We start from the raw sequence: 19,778 nt of genomic DNA, 5'->3' as shown, positions 1-19,778 counted from the left end.
ACGGTTCGCATGGCTGAGGACAAAGAACTCCGCGACTACCTCAAGCAGGTCGCCGCGGAACTGCACCGCACCCGCGGGCGGCTGAGCGAGCTTCAGGCTGCGGCCCGGGAACCGATCGCCGTCGTCGGCATGGCCTGCCGCTTCCCCGGCGGGGTGGCGAGCCCGGACGACCTGTGGCGGCTCGTCGCCCAGGGCCGCGACGCGATCGCCGGCTTCCCCGCCGACCGGGGCTGGGACCTCGCGTCCCTCTACGACCCCGACCCGGACAAAGAGGGCACCTGCTATGTCCGTGAGGGCGGTTTCCTCGACGACATCGCGGGCTTCGACGCCGCGTTCTTCGGGATCTCGCCGCGCGAGGCGCACTCCATGGACCCCCAGCAGCGGCTGCTGCTGGAGAGTTCCTGGGAGGCGCTGGAGCGGGCCGGGTTCGACACCCGCGCCCTCAAGGGCAGCCGCACGGGCGTCTTCGCGGGCGTCTCCCAGCAGGACTACTCGAATCTGCTGACCGCCGTCGAGGGCGGTGTCGACGGGCACGGCTCCACCGGGATCTCCAACAGCGTGCTGTCCGGGCGGATCTCCTACGTCCTGGGTCTGGAGGGTCCGGCGGTCACCGTCGACACGGCCTGCTCCTCCTCCCTGGTCGCCCTGCACCTCGCCGTGCGCTCGCTGCGCGCGGGGGAGTGCGACCTCGCGCTGGCCGGCGGGGTCACCGTCATGTCCACGCCCGACGTGCACGTCATGCTGTCCCGGCAGGGCTCCCTCGCCCCCGACGGCCGCTGCAAGGCGTTCGGGGCCGCCGCCGACGGGGCCGGCTGGAGCGAGGGCGCCGGCGTCCTCGTCGTCGAACGCCTCTCGGACGCCCTGCGCAACGGGCATCCGGTGCTGGCGGTCGTGCGCGGCACGGCCGTCAACCAGGACGGCGCCTCCAACGGGCTGAGCGCCCCCAACGGGCCCTCCCAGCAGCGGGTCATCCGTGACGCCCTGGCCGACGCCGGGCTCACCCCGGCCGACGTCGACGCCGTCGAGGCGCACGGCACTGGCACGAAGCTCGGCGACCCCATCGAGGCCGACGCCCTCCTCGCCACCTACGGCACCGCCCGCCCCGCCGGACGGCCGCTGTGGCTGGGCTCGCTGAAGTCCAACATCGGGCACACCCAGGCCGCCGCGGGCGTCGGCGGCATCATCAAGATGGTCCAGTCGATCCGGCACGGCGAACTGGCGCGCACCCTCCACGCCGACGAGCCGACCCCGTTCGTCGACTGGTCCGCCGGGACCGTGCGGCTGCTGTCCGAGGCCCGCCCCTGGTCCGACGAGAGCGGGCCGCGCCGGGCCGGCGTCTCGTCGTTCGGGGTGAGCGGGACCAACGCGCACATCATCCTGGAGCAGGCCCCGGAAGCGGACGCCGCTCCCGGACCCGTGCCGCCCGCGCCGCTGCCCGTGCTGCTGTCCGCCAAGGGCACCACCGCCCTGCGCGCCCAGGCCCGCCGGCTCCTCGACCACCTCACGGCCCGCCCCGAACTGCCCGCCGGAGCCGTCGCCCGCTCCCTCGCCCTCGGCCGCACCCCCCTCGACCGGCGCGCCGCCGTCCTCGCCGACAGCCGCGACAGCCTCCTCACCGGGCTCGCCGCGCTCGCCGAGGGCCGCCCCCACGACACGCTCACCGAAGGCGCCGCCGTCACCGGCCGGACCGCTTTCGTGCTGCCCGGACAGGGCTCCCAGTGGCTCGGCATGGCCCGCGAACTCCTCGACACCGAACCGGTGTTCGCCGAGAGCGTCCGGGCCTGCGCGGCGGCCGTCCAGGAACTCGTCGACTGGGACGTCCTGTCCGTCCTGCGCGGCGAGCCCGACGGCGTCGACGCCGGCCGCATCGACGTCATCCAGCCCGTCCTGTTCACCGTCATGGTCTCCCTGGCCCGCACCTGGGAGGCGTACGGCGTCGTGCCCGACGCGGTCGTCGGGCACTCCCAGGGCGAGATCGCCGCCGCCCACCTCTGCGGCGGGCTCGGTCTTGAGGACGCCGTGCGGATCGTCGTCCTGCGCAGCCGCGCGCTGCGCACGCTCACCGTCGACGGCGGCATGGTGTCCGTGCTGCTGCCCGAGGCGCAGGTCCGTGAGCGGCTGGCGCCCTGGGCGGACCGGCTGTGGATCGCCGCCGTCAACGGGCCCGCGTCCGTCGCCCTGACCGGCGTGCCCGACGCCTGTGACGCGTTCGTCGCGGCCTGCGTCGCCGACGGCGTCCAGGCCCGCCGCATCCCCGGCGCCGCGAGCCCCGGGCACTCGCCGTTCGTCGAGGTCCTGCGCGAGCAACTCCTGAAGGATCTCGCCGAGTTGCGGCCCCGCACCAGTGAGGTGCCGTTCTACTCCACCGTCACCGGCGGGCCCCTCGACACCGCCCGGCTCGACGCCGCCTACTGGTGCCGCAACATGCGCGAGCCGGTCCGCTTCGCCGACGCCGTACGGGTCCTGCTGGCCGACGGGCACCGGCTGTTCGTCGAGCCCAGCCCGCACCCCGTGCTCGTCACCTCCGTCCAGCAGTGCGTGGAGGCCGCCGAGCACGACGCCGCCGTCACCGGCACCCTGCGCCGGGGCGAGGGCGGAACCGGACGGCTGCGCACCGCGCTCGCGCAAGGCTGGGCCGGCGGCGCCGACCCCGCCTGGGCGCGCGTCTTCGCCGAGGTCCCGGCCCGCCCCGGCGACCTGCCCGACCTGCCCACCTACCCCTTCCAGCGCCGCCGCCACTGGCCCGAGGGCCGCCGCCGCGCCGCCGACGTCAGCGCCGCCGGGCTGGGCGCGGTCAGCCACCCCCTGCTGGGCGCGCTGGTCCGGCTCGCCGACGAGGACGGCGCCGTCCTCACCGGCCGGGTCGCCGCCGCCGACCACCCCTGGCTGGAGGGGTACGCCCTCGCGGGCCGGCCCGTCCTGCCCGGCACCGCCTTCGTCGAGCTCGCCGTCGCCGCCGGCGACCCCTTCGGCCACGGCCGGGTCGAGGAACTCACCCTGCACGCCCCGCTCACCCTGCCCCCGGACGGCACCCTCGCCCTCCAGCTGCGGGTCGGCCCCGACACCGGCGGGCGGCGCACCTTCACCGTCCACTCCACCGCCGCCGCCCCCGGCGAGGACGGCCCCTGGCTCCTGCACGCCTCCGGCACCCTCGTCCCCGAGACCGGCAGCGCCGCCGCCGACCTCACCGCCTGGCCCCCGCAGGACGCCGAACCGGCCGACGTGAACGCCCTGTACGACGGCCTCGCCGCCGCCGGCTTCTCCTACGGCCCCGAACGCCGCCTGCTCACCGCCCTGTGGCGCACCCCCACCGACGTGTGCGCCGAGGTCGCCCTGCCGGCCGGACAGGGCACCGAGGCCGCCCGCTTCGCCCTCCACCCGGCGCTCTCCGAAGCCGCCCTGCACGCCCTCCAGGCCCTCGACGGCGACCCGGCCGTCCCCTTCTCCTGGAGCGGCGTCGAACTCCACGCCACCGGCGCGACCCGCCTGAGGGTCCGCCTCACCCGCACCGGCCCCAGCACGGTCGCCGTGCTCCTGGCCGACGCCACCGGAGCGCCCGTCGCCACCGCCGACGCCCTCCTGCTACGCCCCGCCGACCCGGCGGGCCTGCTCGCCGGCGCCCCGTCGGCCGACCGCCTCGACCGCGTCGAGCCCGCCGTCAGGACCCGCGCGCGCCGCGCGGCTGCGGCGGCCGTGCCGGGTGACGACACCGACGCCGGTTCCCTGCGCGCCCGCCTGCTGCCGCTGACCGACACCGAACGCACCGGCGTCCTGCTCCGCCTGGTCCGCGACACCGCGGCGGCCGCCCTGGGGCACGAGGACGCCGACAGCGTCCAGTCCTCCCGCCCGTTCAAGGAACTCGGCTTCGACTCCCTCACCTCCGTCGACTTCCGCAACCGCCTCTCCGCCGCGAGCGGCCTGCGGCTGCCCGTCTCGACCGTCTTCGACCACCCCTCGCCGCGCCAGCTCGTGCGCGCCCTGTACACCGAGCTGTTCCCGGACGCCGAGAGCGCCGGGGCCGCCCAGGCCGCACCGGCCAGGGCCCGCCGTCGCACCGTCGCGGACGAGCCGATCGCGATCGTCGGCATGGCCTGCCGCTTCCCCGGGGGCGTCGAGAGCCCCGAGGACCTGTGGGACATGCTCGCCGAGGGCCGCGAAGGCATCAGCGGGCTGCCCCGCAACCGGGGCTGGCGCCCGCAGGAGGCGGCGCGCGGCGGTTTCCTCGACGACGCCGCCGGCTTCGACGCCGCCTTCTTCGGCATCACCCCGCGCGAGGCGCTCACCATGGACCCCCAGCAGCGGCTGCTGCTGGAGACCTCCTGGGAGGCCGTCGAACGCGCCGGCATCGACCCCGCCTCCCTGCGCGGCACCCGCACCGGCGTCTACGCGGGCGCCGCCGGGCTCGGCTACGCCACGCTCTTCCCGCCCGGCTCCGAACAGCTCGCCGGCTACGCCGTCACCGGCAGCGCCACCAGCGTCATCACCGGCCGCGTCGCCTACGTCCTCGGCCTGGAGGGCCCGGCGGTCACCGTCGACACCGCCTGCTCCTCCTCCCTGGTCGCCCTGCACGACGCGGTGCGGGCGCTGCGCCGGGGCGAGGTCGACCTCGCGCTGACCGGCGGGGTGTGCGTCATGCCGGACGCCGCCCTCTTCGCCGACTTCGGCCGGCAGGGCGGCCTCGCCCCCGACGGCCGCTGCAAGGCGTTCGCCGGTTCCGCCGACGGCATCGGCTGGTCGGAGGGGGCCGGGATGCTGCTCGTGGAGCGGCTGTCCGACGCGCGCCGGGCCGGACACCGGGTCCTCGCCGTCGTCAAGGGCTCCGCGATCAACCAGGACGGCGCCTCCAACGGGCTCACCGCGCCCAACGGCATGGCCCAGCAGCGGGTCATCCAGGACGCGCTGGCCGACGCCGGGCTGCGGCCCGACGAGGTCGACGCCGTAGAAGCACACGGCACCGGCACCCGCCTCGGCGACCCCATCGAGGCGCACGCCCTGCTCGCGACCTACGGCCAGGACCGCGAACTCCCGCTGTACCTCGGCTCGTTGAAGTCCAACATCGGCCACGCGATGTCGGCGGCCGGCGTCGGCGGCGTCATCAAGACCGTCCTCGCGCTCGGGCGCGGAGAGCTGCCGAAGACGCTGCACGCCGAGGAGCCGTCCACGGCGATCGACTGGGACGCCGGCTCGGTCGAACTGCTCGCCGAGGCCCGGGAGTGGCCCGAGACCGGCCGCCCGCGCCGGGCCGGGGTGTCGTCCTTCGGGATCAGCGGCACCAACGCGCACATCCTGCTCGAACAGGCGCCGCAGGAAGAGGAGTTGACCGCCCCGGCGGCGGCCCCCCGCCCCTGGCCGCTGCTGCTCTCCGCGCACGACGACGACGCCCTGCGCGCCCAGGCGGCCCGGCTCCTGGACCGGCTCGCCGCCGACCCCGGGCTGACCGTCACCGACCTCGCCCACTCCCTCGCCACGACCCGCGCCGCCCTGGAACTGCGCGCCGCCGCCGTCGTCCACGACCGGGCCGGCGCAGAGGAAGCCCTCGGCGCGCTCGCGAACGGCGAACTGCCCGCCGGGCTCCTGCGGGACACCGCCCGCGAAGGGGAACTCGCGCTGCTGTTCACCGGGCAGGGCGCCCAGCACCCCGGCATGGGGCGCGAACTGTACGCCGCCCACCCGGTGTTCGCGGAGACCTTCGACGCGGTCTGCCTCCACCTGGACCCGCTGCTGCCGCACCCGCTCGCCGACGTGATGTTCACGCAAGACGACGGCCGCGTCCACCGCACCGAGTTCACCCAGCCCGCCCTCTTCGCCTTCGAGACCGCCCTGTACCGCCTCCTGGAGAGCTGGGGAGTACGCCCGGCGTTCCTGCTCGGCCACTCCGTCGGCGAGATCACCGCCGCGCACGTCGCCGGGGTGCTGTCGCTGCCCGACGCCTGCGCGCTCATCGCGGCGCGCGGCCGGCTCATGCAGCGACTGCCCGAGGGCGGCGGCATGCTGGCCGTCTCCGTCGACGAGGAGCGGGCGCTGGCGGTGCTGGACGGGCGCACCGACGTGTCCGTCGCCGCCGTCAACGCCCCCGGCTCGGTGGTCCTCTCCGGACCCTCCGGCGAACTGGCCGCCCTGCGCGAGCAGTTCACCGAAGAAGGGGCCCGGACCAGGACGCTGACGGTCAGTCACGCGTTCCACTCGCCGCTCATGGAACCGATGCTGGAGGAGTTCGCGGAAGTCGTCGCCGGGCTCGACCTGCGCGCGCCGCGCATCCCCGTCGTCTCCAACCTCACCGGCGCCCCGCTCACCGCCGAGCAGGCGTGCTCACCCCAGTACTGGGTCCGGCACGTCCGTGAGACGGTCCGGTTCGCCGACGGGGTGCGCTTCCTCGCCGCCGAGGGCGTGCACGTCCTGCTGGAGGCCGGCCCCGACGGCGTCCTGACCGGCATGGCGCAGAGCTGCCTCGACACCGCGGGCGACAGCGTCGTCTGCGTCCCCGCCCAGCGCCGGGACACCGGCCAGAGCCAGGCGCTCGCCGCCGCCGTCGCCCGCGTCCACCTCGCCGGCCAGGACATCGACCGGGCCGCCCTGTTCGCCGGGTCCGGCGCCCGTACCGTCACCCTGCCCACCTACCCCTTCCAGCGCGCCCGCTACTGGCCCGAGCCCCGCCCGGCGGGCGGTGGCGACCTGGCCTCCCTGGGCCTCGACGGCGCCGGGCACCCGCTGCTGGGCGCCCGGGTCACCACGGCGGACGGGCACACCCTGCTCACCGGCGAGCTGTCCACGGCCACCCACACCTGGCTCGCCGACCACGCGATCCTCCAGACGGCGCTCTTCCCGGGCACCGGCTTCGTCGAGCTGGCCCTGTGGGCGGGCGGCCTCTTCGGCTGCCACCACCTCGACGAACTCACCCTCGCCGCCCCCCTCCCGATCCCGGACGGCATCCCGGTCCGCCTCCAGCTCGCCGTGAGCCCCGAGGAGTCCGGGGCACGGACGGTCACCGTGCACTCCCGCACCGAGGACGACGGCCCCTGGACCGCACACGCGCAAGGCACCCTGCTCACCGAGCCGCCCGCACAGCCCGCCCCGGTACCGCAGGCCTGGCCCCCGGCCGACGCCGAGCCCGTCGACCTCTCCACCTACTACGCCGACCTCGTCGACCACGGCTTCACCTACGGCCCCGCCTTCCAAGGGCTGACGGCGGCCTGGCGGCGCGGCAGCGAGGTGTTCGCCGAGGTACGGCTGCCCGAGCCGGCCGGCGCCGGCTTCGCCGTCCACCCCGCGCTGCTGGACGCGGCGATGCACGCGCTCGGCTTCCGGCCCACCGCGACCTCCGCGTCCGGACCGCTGCTGCCGTTCGCCTGGCGCGGCGTGACCCGTCACCCCCAGGACGCCACCGCCCTGCGGGTCCACATCCACGACGAGGCCGAGGACAAGGTCCGCGTCGACCTCGCCGACACCGACGGCCGCCCCGTCCTCACGGTCACCGCCCTGCACATGCGGGCCACCTCCAGCGCCCAGCTCGACACCGTGCGGCTGCGTCCGGAGTGGCTGCTGCGCACCGAGTGGACACCGCTCGGCCAGGCCCCGGCCGGAGCCGGCGCCCTGCGCGGCCGGGTCGCCGTGCTCGGTGAACCGGCGCCCGCGCTCGCGCAGTTGCTCGGCGCCGACGTCGAACAGCTCGCCGACCTCGCCGCGCTGCGCGCCCTGGACACCCCGCCCGCGCTGGCCGTCGTCCCCGTGGCCCCGGCCGCGCCGACCGCCGCCGCGGCCCGCGACGCCGTGCACCGGACCCTGGCCCTGCTCCAGACCTGGGCCGCCGAACCGGGCCTCGCCGGAACCCAGTTGGTGCTGTGCACCGCCGGGGCGACGGCCGGGGAAGGGCAGGCCGTGGCCGATCCGGCGGGCGCCGCCCTCTGGGGGCTCGCCCGCTCCGCGCAGCTGGAGAACCCCGGGAGCGTCCTGCTCGTCGACCGGCACCCCGGCGCCACCACCGAACTGCGCCAGGCCCTCGGGCGCGCCCTCGCGCTCGGCGAGGACCAGCTCGCCCTGCGCGGCGACCAGGTCCTCGTACCCCGCCTCGCCCGGCTGCCCCAGGCCGAGGCAGGGCCCGCCTGGCCCACCGAGGGCACCGTCCTCGTCACCGGCGCCAGCGGCACCCTCGGCCGGCTCGTCGCCCGCCACCTCGTCACCCGGCACGGCGTCGGCGACCTGCTGCTGGTGTCCCGGCGCGGCGGCGCCGCCCCCGGCATGGACGAACTGACCGCCGAACTCACCGCCCAGGGCGCCACCGTACGGACCGCCGCCTGCGACACCGCCGACCGGGCCGCGCTCGCCGCGCTCCTCGGCACCGTCACCGACCTCAGGGCCGTCGTCCACACGGCGGGCACCGTCGCCGACGGCACCCTCGTCGCCCTCACCCCGCAGCAGGTCGACGCGGTCCTGCCGGTCAAGGCGGACGCCCTCGAACACCTCGACGAACTCACCGAAGGGCTCGACCGGTTCGTCGTCTTCACCTCGCTCGCCGGGGTCATGGGCGGCGCCGGACAGGCCAACTACGCCGCCGCCAACGCCTTCGCGGACGCCCTGTGCACCCGCCGCGCGGCCGAAGGACGCCCCGCGACCGCGCTCGCCTGGGGACCCTGGCAGCGCGGCGAGGGCATGACGGCGAACGTCAGCGAGAGCGACCTCGCCCGCATCGCCCGCATCGGCCTGCGCCAGCTCGACCCGCGCGAGGGCATGGCCCTGATGGACGCGGCCGTCGCCACCGGCACGCCCGCGACCGTCCCCGTCCGCCTCGACGTCTCCGTCCTGGACGCCGACGACCCCACCACCCCCGTCCTGCTGCGCGGCCTCGCCCCGCGCACCGCGAACGGCCCCGCCACCGGGGCCGGGAACCTGCGCGAACGGCTCCTTCCGCTGTCCGACGAGGACCGCGCGAGCGCCCTCGTCGACCTGGTCCGCGCCGAGACGGCCACCGCCGCCGGGCTCTCCGCCGGCAGCGCCGTACCGCCCGGAAAGCCCTTCCAGAGCCTCGGCTTCGACTCCCTCATGTCCGTCGACCTGCGCAACCGGCTCTCCGCGCTCACCGGCCTGCGGCTGCCCGCCACCCTCGTCTTCGACCACCCCACCCCGGGCGACATCGCCGGCCTCCTCTTCCAGGAACTCGACCTCGCCTCCGCGCAGGCCCCCGACCCGGCCGCCCTCGCCCTGGAATCCCTCGAAGCGGCCCTCAGCACCCCCGACGGCGACCCCGCCCGCACCGCCTCCCTCACCGTCCGCCTGCGCGCCCTGCTCACCCGGCTCGAAGCCCCCGCGGACCACGCCGGCGGCGTGAGCGGCGACGGCGACGACGACCTGAGCGGCGCCAGCGCCGCCGAACTCCTCAGCCTCATCGGCGACGAGTTCGGCATCCGCTAGCCACCCGACCCGACCTCGACGAAAAGGCGCGCCCGATGCCCCTGGAGATGGAAACCCCCCTGCCCTACCAGCGTGACGAACGCTGCCCCTTCGACCCCGGCCCCGCGCTGCGCCGCGCCCAGCGCGAGGAACCGGTCACCAAGTACCGGATGGTCGACGGCCGCGACATCTGGGTCGTCACCCGCTACGACGACGTCCGCGAGGTCCTCACCGACGGCCGCCTCAGCAGCGCGCTGACCCCCCTCACCCTCATGGTCCCCGGCGTCGACGACACCGGCATCGAGGTCTCCCCGGGCAGCTTCGTCAACATGGACCCGCCCCACCACACCCGGCTGCGCCGCACCGTCGCCGGCGGCTTCACCGCCCGCCGGATGCGCGACATCACCTCCCGCCTGGAGACCATCGCCGACGACTGCCTGGACGCCCTCGAACGCGGCGGCCCCGGCACCGACTTCATGACCGCGTTCGCCAACCCCTTCCCGCTGCTGGCCATCTGCGAACTCCTCGGCCTCACCGACGAACAGCGCACCGCCTACCTCGCCCTCACCGAACGGGCCCCCGGACTCGCCGCCACCGCCGAGGAGGCGCACGAGTTCATCGCCGCCGCCGACCGGCTCATGTCCGACGTCGTCACCGCCCAGCGGGCCCACCCGGGCGAGGGCATGATCGGGGTGCTCGTCCGCGACCACGGCGACGACCTCTCCGACGCCGAGATCGTCGGCATCGCCAACATGCACCTCACCGCCGGCTTCGACACCGTCGCCAACACCCTCGGCCTCGGCCTGGTGGCCCTCCTCGACCACCCCGACCAGTTCGCCCTCCTGCGCGACGACCCGGGCGTCATGGACACCGCCGTCGAGGAGCTGATGCGCTACCTCAGCGTCATCTCCGCCACCGGCGGCCGCACCGCCACCGAGGACATCGAACTGGGCGGCGTCACCATCAAGAAGGGCGAGTACGTCGTCCCCGCCCTCGCCGCCGCCAACCGCGACCCCGGCCACTTCCCCGACCCCGACCGCCTGGACCTGACCCGCCCGCAGAACCAGCAGGTCGGGTTCGGCCACGGACTGCACCGCTGCCCCGGCGCCGCGATGACCCTCATCGAGATGAAGGTCGGCTTCGCCGCGCTGCTGCGCCGCTTCCCCGGCATCCGCCTCGCCGTTCCACGCGACGAAATCGCCTTCCGCGGCTACAACATGGTCCACGGCGCGCTCGCCGTCCCCGTCGCCTGGTGAAGCGGCACCCCTAACACCCCCGCCCCGCCCCCTAGGGGGCGGGCGCCTGTCTTCTGGGGGTTACAGCCCTACAGGGCAGCCATAACGTCCGGAGCAGGCACCGGATTCCGCTTTCCCCCGCGAACGGCACGAGCGGCAGAAACCATGGGAGCCACAAGGCTATGAACACGTCCCTCGACGAGGCCATCGACGCACTGCGCACGGCGCTGCTGGAGAACGAGCGGCTGCGCCGCGGCAACCAGCGGCTCACCGACGCCGCCGCGGAGCCCCTCGCCGTCGTCGGCATCGGCTGCCGCTTCCCCGGCGGCGTCGAAGGCCCCGAGGACCTGTGGCGCCTGGTCGCCGAGGGCCGCGACGCCATGACCGGACCGCCCGCCGACCGCGGCTGGCAGCACCTGGCGTCCTACGACCCCGGCCACCAGGGCGCCTTCCTGCCCGGCGCGGCCGGCTTCGACCCCGGCTTCTTCCGCATCTCGCCCCGCGAGGCCCTCGCCATGGACCCCCAGCAGCGCCAGCTCCTGGAGGTCGCCTGGGAGGCCCTGGAACACGCCGGCCTCGACCCCGCCGGCCTGCGCGGCTCCCGCACCGGCGTCTTCGTCGGCGGCGCCCCCCAGGAGTACGGCGCCCTCCTCGCCGCCTCCCCCGACGACACCGACGGCTACGCCATCACCGGCCTGCCCGCCAGCATCCTCTCCGGCCGCATCGCCTACACCCTCGGCCTCGAAGGCCCCGCCCTCACCGTCGACACCGCCTGCTCCTCCTCCCTCGTCGCCCTCCACCTCGCCGCCCGCTCCCTGCGCGCGGGCGAGTGCGACCTCGCCCTCGTCGGCGGCGTCCTCGTCATGACGACCCCCGCGATCTACGGCGAGTTCGACAGCCAGGGCGGCTCCGCCTCCGACGGCCGCTGCAAAGCCTTCGCCGACACGGCCGACGGCACCGGCTGGGGCGAGGGCGCCGGCGTCCTCGTCGTGGAGAAACTCTCCGACGCGCGCCGCAACGGCCACGAGATCCTCGCCGTCGTGCGCGGCTCCGCCATCAACCAGGACGGCGCCTCCAACGGCCTCACCGCCCCCAACGGCCCCTCCCAGCAGCGCGTCATCCGCGACGCCCTCGCCGGCGCCGGACTGCGCCCCGACGAGGTCGACGCCGTCGAGGCGCACGGCACCGGCACCAAGCTCGGCGACCCCATCGAGGCCCAGGCCCTCCTGGCCACCTACGGACAAGGCCGCCCGCAGGAACGCCCCCTGTGGATCGGCTCCGTCAAGTCCAACTTCGGGCACACCCAGTTCGCGGCCGGCGTCGCCGGCGTCATCAAGATGGTCATGGCGCTGCGCGAAGGGGTCCTGCCGCGCACCCTCCACGTCGACGAACCCACCCGCCAGGTCGACTGGAGCGCCGGCGCCGTCCGCGTCCTGGGCGAGGAACAGCCCTGGCCGCAGACCGGCCGGCCGCGCCGCGCGGGCGTCTCCTCCTTCGGCATCAGCGGCACCAACGCGCACGTCATCCTCGAACAGGCCCCCGCCGCCGAACCGCAGCCGCCCACCCCCCGCCGCACGCTCCCCACGGTGCCCCTCACGCTCTCCGCCCGCACCCCCGAAGCCCTCCGCGCGCAGGCCGCCCGCCTCCTCGACCACCTCGCCGCGCACCCCGCGCCCGACCTCACCGACCTCGCCCTGGCGCTCGCCACCACCCGCACTTCCCTCGACCACCGAGCCGCCCTCACCGCGTCCGAACTCCCCGGCCTCACCCGCGGGTTGACGGCCCTCACCGAGGACGGCGACCTCCCGGGCCTCGTACGGGGCGCCGCCACCGGAGGCGCGGTGGCCGTCGCCTTCTCCGGACAGGGCGCCCAACGCGTCGGCATGGGCCGCGAGCTGTACGAGGCGTACGAGGTGTACGCCGCCTCCTTCGACGAAGTCTGCTCGGCTTTCGGGGAGTTGTCGCTGAAGGATGCGGTATTCAGCGGAACCGCCGAGGAGCTGGCGGCCACCGGCCTCGCCCAGCCCGCCCTGTTCGCCACCGAGGTCGCCCTGTACCGCCTGCTGGAGTCCTGGGGCGTCCACGCCGACGTCGTCCTCGGCCACTCCCTGGGCGAACTCGTGGCCGCCCACCTCGCCGGCGTCTGGTCCCTCACCGACGCCTGCCGCGTCGTCGCCGCGCGCGGACGCCTGATGCAGGCCCTCCCGGCCGGCGGCGCCATGTGGGCGGTGGAGGCCGAGGAGAGCGAGCTGACCGAGACGCCCGGCGTCTGGCTCGCCGCCGTCAACGGCCCCCGGGCACTGGTCCTCTCCGGCACGGAGGCCGCCGTCGGCGAAGCGGCCGGCGCCTTCGCCGCCCGGGGCCGCCGGGTCAAACGACTGGCCGTCAGCCACGCCTTCCACTCCGGCCTGATGGACCCGATGCTCGAAGAGTTCGGCCGCGTCCTCGCCGACGTGTCCTACGCCGAGCCCGTCATCCCCGTCGTGTCCAACGTCACCGGCGAGATCGCCGGAGCCGAACTCGCCACCCCCGAGTACTGGGTGCGCCACGTACGCGCCACCGTGCGGTTCGCCGACGCGGTGCGCACCGCCGCCGCCCAGGGCGTCACGACCGTCCTCGAAGCCGGCCCCGACGGCTCGCTGCTCACGACCGTCCGCGACACCGTCCCCGACCTCGTGACCGTCCCCCTGCTCCGCCGCGACCGCCCCGAACAGGAGACCCTGCTCGCCGCCTCGGCCGACGCGTACGTCCACGGCGTGCACGTCGACTGGTCCGCCGTCCTCGGCGGCGGCGGCCGGCGGGTCCCGCTGCCGACGTACGCCTTCCAGCACCGCCGGTTCTGGCCGCGCCCGGGAACCCCGGCGGGCAGCAGGCGGGAGGACGCGCGGCGGTACCGGATCGCCTGGCGGCCCGTGGCGCTCGACGACGCCGCCCTGACCGGCCGCTGGCTCCTGGCCGCCCCCGACGGCCCGGACGCGGCGGCCGTCGCCCGGGTCCTGCGGGACGCGGGCGCCGACGTCGAGACCGCGCCCGACGCGCGCGGGGCCGAGGGCGCGTACACGGGCGTCGTGGCGCTGCCCCAGGGGCCCGCCGACGCCGTCGCCCTCGTCCAGGACCTGCGGGCGAGCGGCACCAAGGTCCCGCTGTGGTGGCTGACCCGCGACGCCGTGCACGTCACACCGGGCGACGCGGTGGACCCGGACGCCACCCGGCTGTGGGGGCTCGGACAGGTCGCCGGACTGGAGGAACCGGGCTGGTGGGGCGGGCTGATCGACCTGCCCGCCGAGTGGAGTGAGAACGCCGGGAAGCAGCTCGCCGGCGTGCTCGCGGGCGGCGCCGGAGGCGAGGACCAGCTGGCCCTGCGCGCGGGCGGCGTCTTCGCCCGCCGCCTCGTACGCGCGCCGCTGTCCGGCCGTACCCCCGCCCGCCGCTGGCAGCCGCGCGGAACCGTCCTGATCACCGGCGGCACCGGAGGCGTCGGCGCCAACGTGGCCCGCTGGGCCGCCGCCGAGGGCGCCCGCCACCTCGTGCTCACCAGCAGGCGGGGCGCGGCGGCGCCGGGCACGGCCGAACTCGGGCGCGAACTGGAGGCGCTGGGCGCGTCGGTGACGTTCGCCGCGTGCGACGCCGCCGACCGCGACGCCCTCGCCGCGACCCTGGCCGCCATCCCCGAGGAACACCCCCTGACGGCCGTCGTCCACGCCGCCGGCATCGTCCGCTACACCAAGATCCGCGACCTGACCCCCGGTGAACTCGACGAGGTCCTCGCAGGCAAGACGGACGGCGCCCGCCACCTCGACGAACTGACCGCGCATCTGGAGCTGGACGCCTTCGTGCTGTTCTCCTCCGGAGCCGCGGCCTGGGGCGGCGGCTCCCAGGGCGCGTACGCCGCGGCCAACGCCTACCTCGACGGCCTCGCCACCGCCCGGCACGCCGCCGGACGCCCGGCGACCTCGCTCGCCTGGGGCATCTGGGGCGGCGGCGGAATGGGCGCCGACCTCGACGAACAGTCCCTCGCCCGGATGGGCCTCGCCCTCCTCGACCCCGCGCTCGCCCTCGCCGTCATGCGCGAGGCCGTCGAACACGGCGAACCGGCCCTCACCGTCACCGACACCGACTGGTCCCGCTTCGCCCCCGTCTACGCCGGCGCCCGCCGCCGCCCCCTCATCGAGGACATCCCCGAAGCGGCACAGGCCCTCACCGCCCCCGCCGAACCGGCCGAACCGGACGACTCCCTGCGCGCCCGCCTCGACCGGCTCACCGAACACGAACGCCGCGCCGCCCTCCTCGACCTCGTCCGCACCCGCGCCGCCGCCGTCCTCGGCCACACCGGCACCGCGGAGATCTCCGAACTCGGCTCCTTCAAGGACCTCGGCTTCGACTCGCTCACCGCGACGGAACTGCGCGACCGCCTCAACACCGCGACCGGCCTCCAGCTCCCCGCCACCCTGGTCTTCGACCACCCCAGCCCGGCCGCCCTCGCCACCCACCTGGGCCACGAACTGTACGGCGGCGCCGACCCGTTGACCGGCACGTTCGCCGCCCGCCCGATCGGCACCGACGACCCGCTGGTCCTGGTCGGCATGGCCTGCCGCCTCCCCGGCGGGGTACGCGGCCCCGACGACCTGTGGCGGCTCGTCACCGAGGGCCGCGACGCCATCGCCGGCGCCCCCGACGACCGGGGCTGGGACACCTGGGGTGACACCGGAGCCCTCCGCGGCGGCTTCCTCGCCGACGCGACCGGCTTCGACGCCGAGTTCTTCGGCATCTCCCCGCGAGAAGCCCTCGCCATGGACCCCCAGCAGCGACTGCTCCTCGAAGTCTCCTGGGAGGCCCTCGAACAGGCCGGCATCGCCCCGACCACCCTGCGCGGCTCCCGCACGGGCGTCTTCGTCGGCGGCACCCCCACCGGCTACGGCGCCCTCCTCGGCGACGGCGGCGAGGCCGGCGGCTACCTCCTCACCGGCAACAGCGGCAGCGTCATGTCCGGCCGGGTCGCCTACACCCTCGGCCTGGAAGGGCCCGCGCTGACGGTCGACACGGCCTGCTCCTCCTCCCTCGTCTCCCTCCACCTCGCCGCCCGCTCCCTGCACGCCGGCGAATGCGACCTCGCCCTCGTCGGCGGTGTCGCCGTCATGCCCACTCCGGGCGCCTTCGACGAGTTCGACCGCCAGGGCGGCCTCTCTTCTGACGGCCGCTGCAAGGCCTTCGCCGACGCCGCCGACGGCACCGGCTGGTCCGAAGGGGCCGCGTTCCTGGTCGTGGAGCGCCAGTCGGACGCGCTGCGCAACGGGCACCAGGTGCTGGCGGTCGTGCGCGGCTCTGCCGTCAACCAGGACGGTGCCTCCAACGGCCTCAGCGCGCCCAACGGCCCCTCCCAGCAAAGGGTGATAGCCCAGGCCCTCGCCAACGCCGGGCTCGCCCCCGACGAGGTCGACGCCGTCGAGGCACACGGCACCGGCACGAGGCTCGGCGACCCCATCGAGGCCCAGGCGCTGCTCGCGACCTACGGGCAGAACCGTGAACTCCCGCTGTATCTCGGCTCATTGAAGTCCAACATCGGCCACACCCAGGCCGTGTCCGGAGTCGCCGGCGTCATCAAGACGGTGCTCTCGCTGCGTGCGGGGGTGCTGCCGAAGACGCTGCACGTGGATGCGCCGAGCAGGCAGGTCGACTGGACCGCGGGTGCGGTGGAACTCCTCACCGAGGCAAGGGAGTTCCCGGAGACCGGGCGTCCGCGCCGGATCGGTGTCTCCTCCTTCGGCATCAGCGGCACCAACGCCCACGTGGTCCTGGAGCAGGCCCCGGAACCGGAACCCCTCCCGGCCCCGCTGACCGGCCCGCTCCCCTGGGTGCTCTCCGCCCGCACGGAATCAGCCCTGCGGGACCAAGCCGCCCTGCTCTCCGACTACTTGACCGGGGACCCGGCTGTCACGTACGACGCCGTCGCCGAGTCGCTCGCCGTGTCGCGGGCGGGGTTGGGGTGCCGGGCGGTTGTGGTGGGGGAGGACAGGGGTGCGCTGGAGCGGGGGGTCGCGGCTGTCGCCGGGGGTGGTTCTGATCCTGGGGTGGTGCGGGGGCGTGCGGGGTCGGGGGGTGTGGTGTTCGTGTTCCCCGGTCAGGGGTCGCAGTGGGCGGGGATGGCGGTCGAACTCCTGGACTCCTCGCCCGTGTTCGCGGCGCGGATGGCTGAGTGTGAGACGGCTCTGTCGGAGTTCGTGGACTGGTCGCTGACGGAAGTCCTGCGCGCACAAGGCGAGTTGGAGCGGGTGGATGTCGTCCAGCCGGTCCTGTGGGCGGTGATGGTCTCCCTCGCCGAGGTCTGGCGTTCGTACGGGGTCGAACCCGCCGCTGTGGTCGGTCATTCGCAGGGTGAGATCGCGGCGGCTGTCGTAGCGGGCGCGCTGTCCCTGGAGGACGGTGCCCGAGTCGTCGCCCTGCGCTCCAAAGCGATCCTCGCCCTGTCCGGCAAGGGCGGTATGGTCTCCGTCCAGCTCCCCGCCGACCGCGTCCGCGCAGAACTGGAGCGCTGGGACGGGCGGATCGACCTGGCCGCCGTGAACGGTCCCGCTTCTGTGGTCGTGGCCGGTGAAACCCAGGCCCTGGACGAACTGCTGGCCTGGGCCGAGGCGGAGGGGGTGCGGGCGCGGCGGATCGCCGTGGACTACGCCTCTCACTCCGGGCAGGTCGACGCCGTGCGCGACGAACTCGCCGAAGTGCTGAAGGACATCACGCCCGGCCCGTCGCGGGTGGCGTTCTACTCGTGTGTCACCTCGGGGCGGCTGGACACCAAGGCGCTGGACGGCGACTACTGGTTCCGCAACCTGCGCCGGCCGGTCGAGTTCGAGGAGACCACCCGGGCCCTGCTGGAACAGGGACACACCCTGTTCGTCGAGGTCACCCCGCACCCGGTACTGACCAGCGCCGTCCAGGACACCGCCGACGCGACGGGCCGTGAGGCCGCCGTCACCGGAACCCTGCGCCGGGGCGAAGGCGGCCCGCAGCGGCTGCTGTTGTCGCTGGGGGAGGCGTACGTCCACGGCGCGCCCGTCGACTGGGCCCGCTGGTTCCAGGGCAGCGGCGCACACCGCGTCACCCTGCCCACCTACGCCTTCCAACACCAGCGCTACTGGCCCGAGGCGTTCGCCGCTGCGGGCGCCGGGCGGCTCGTGGACCAGTGGAAGTACCGGGTCGTATGGCGGCGCGTGGCGTTCGCCGAGGCGCCGGTGGACGGGGGGCGGTGGCTGCTGGTCGCCGCGCCCGGGGGAGTCGCCGAGCTGCTGCGGGGGGCGGGAGCCGAGGTGGTCGAGGCGGACGGCGTCGGAGAGCTGTCCGCAGGGGGCTTCACCAGCAAGGATGCTGGGGGCGTCCCCGGTAAGGCTGATGGCGTCGGGGGCGTCCCCGGCAAGGCTGACGGCATCGGGGAATTCACCGGCGTCCTCGCCGCCCCCGCCACCCCCGAAGCCGCCCTCACCCTCCTCCAGTCCCTCGACACCGCCGGAATCCGAGCCCCCCTCTGGTGGCTCACCCAAGGCGCCGCCGCCGTCACCGCCGACGAGACCCTCTTGCCCGAGGCGACCGCGCTGTGGGCCCTCGGGCAGGTCGTCGGGCTCGAACACCCGGACTGGTGGGGCGGGTTGGTCGACCTGCCCGCCGAGTGGACCCCCGAGACCGGCGCCGCCCTCATGGCCGTCCTCGGCGGCGGCACCCCGGAGGACCAGGTCGCCCTGCGCGCGTCCGGCGCCTTCAGCCGCCGCCTCGTGCGCGCGGCCCGCGCCGCCCGTACGGCCAAGCCCTGGCAGCCGCACGGCACGGTCCTGGTGACCGGCGGCACCGGCGGCATCGGCGCGCACGTCGCCCGCTGGCTCGCCGGAGCCGGTGCGGAACACCTCCTGCTGCTCGGGAGGCGGGGCGGCGAGGCCCCCGGGGCCGCCGAACTCGGCCGGGAACTGGAGGCATTGGGCAGCTCCGTCACCTTCGCGGCCTGCGATGTCGCCGACCGCGACGCCCTGGCCGCCGTACTGGCCGCGATCCCCGAGGAACACCCCCTGACCGCCGTCGTCCACGCGGCCGGTGTCGCCACCTTCGGCGACGTCCTGTCCGTCACCCCGGCCGACCTCGCCGAGGCGACCTCCGCGAAGGTCGACGGCGCCCGGCACCTGGACGAGCTGACCGCCGGGCTCGACCTGGACGCGTTCGTGCTGTTCTCCTCCGGCGCCGCCGTCTGGGGCAGCGCGGGCAACGCCGCCTACGCCGCCGCGAACGCGGCCCTCGACGGGCTCGCGCACCAGCGCCGCGCCCGGGGGCGGACCGCGACCTCCGTCGCGTGGGGCGGCTGGGCCGACGGCGGGATGCTCGCCGGGGCCAATCCGGTCGCCGACCAGCTGGAGCGCATGGGTGTGCGGCGGATGCGGCCCGAGCCGGCCATCGAGGCGCTGCGCGAGGCGGTCGAGCAGGGGGAGACGACCCTCACCGTCAGCGACATGGACTGGCCGACGTTCGCCCCGGTCTACGCGCTCTCCCGGCGCCGCCCGCTGATCGAGGAGATCCCCGAGGCCGCCCGCGCCCTCTCCGGGGCCGGCGACGGCGCGGACCAGGACGACGACAGCGCCGCCGCCCGGCTGCGCGAGTCCCTCGCCGGGCTCACCGGCCTCGAACGGCACGACACCCTCGTCGGCCTGGTCCGTGAGCACGCCGCGACCGTCCTGGGCCACACCGACCGGGACGGGGTCACCGAGGACCGCCCCTTCAAGGACCTCGGCTTCGACTCGCTCACCGCGACCGAACTGCGCAACCGCCTCAACGCGGCGACGGGCCTCAAGCTGCCCGCCACCCTCGTCTTCGACCACCCCACCCCGACCGCCCTCGCCGACCTCCTGGTCCGCGAACTCGCCCTCGGCGACGCCACCGGGGACGCCCTCGGTGCCCAGCAGGAACTCGACCGCACGGAACAGTCCCTGCTGAAGGCGGCGAGCGCCCCGGACATGGACCCCGACACCCTCGCGGACATCGCCCAGCGGCTGCGCGACCTCGCCGCCCGGCTCACCGGGGAGGACGGGCCCGCGCGCGCCCAGGCCGCGCTGGACTCGGCGACCGACGACGAGATCTTCGACCTGATCGACGGCGACCTCGGCGTCGCCTGACCCACGCCACTCCCGC

3 protein-coding genes are annotated in these 19,778 nt (G+C 75.6%); all 3 read left to right on the top strand.

All coding sequences use genetic code 11. The annotated features are described in order from the left end of the window. Positions 1-9: 9 nt before the first annotated feature. Positions 10-9,405 (top strand): type I polyketide synthase, encoded by a 9,396-nt coding sequence (locus tag ACYUD3_RS12310; protein WP_470967991.1) that lies wholly within the window; start codon positions 10-12, stop codon positions 9,403-9,405. 35 nt (positions 9,406-9,440) lie between these two features. Beyond that, positions 9,441-10,640 (top strand): cytochrome P450, encoded by a 1,200-nt coding sequence (locus tag ACYUD3_RS12305; protein WP_470967988.1) that lies wholly within the window; start codon positions 9,441-9,443, stop codon positions 10,638-10,640. Between the two features lie 161 nt (positions 10,641-10,801). Further along, positions 10,802-19,762 carry an SDR family NAD(P)-dependent oxidoreductase gene (locus ACYUD3_RS12300; RefSeq protein WP_470967986.1) on the top strand — a complete coding sequence of 2,987 codons (8,961 nt, stop codon included), beginning with the start codon at positions 10,802-10,804 and terminating at the stop codon, positions 19,760-19,762. The last annotated feature ends 16 nt before the right edge of the window (positions 19,763-19,778 follow it).

This window comes from Streptomyces sp. AMJ-169 (assembly GCF_055597585.1).
This window is presented reverse-complemented; position numbering and strand designations above follow the sequence as displayed.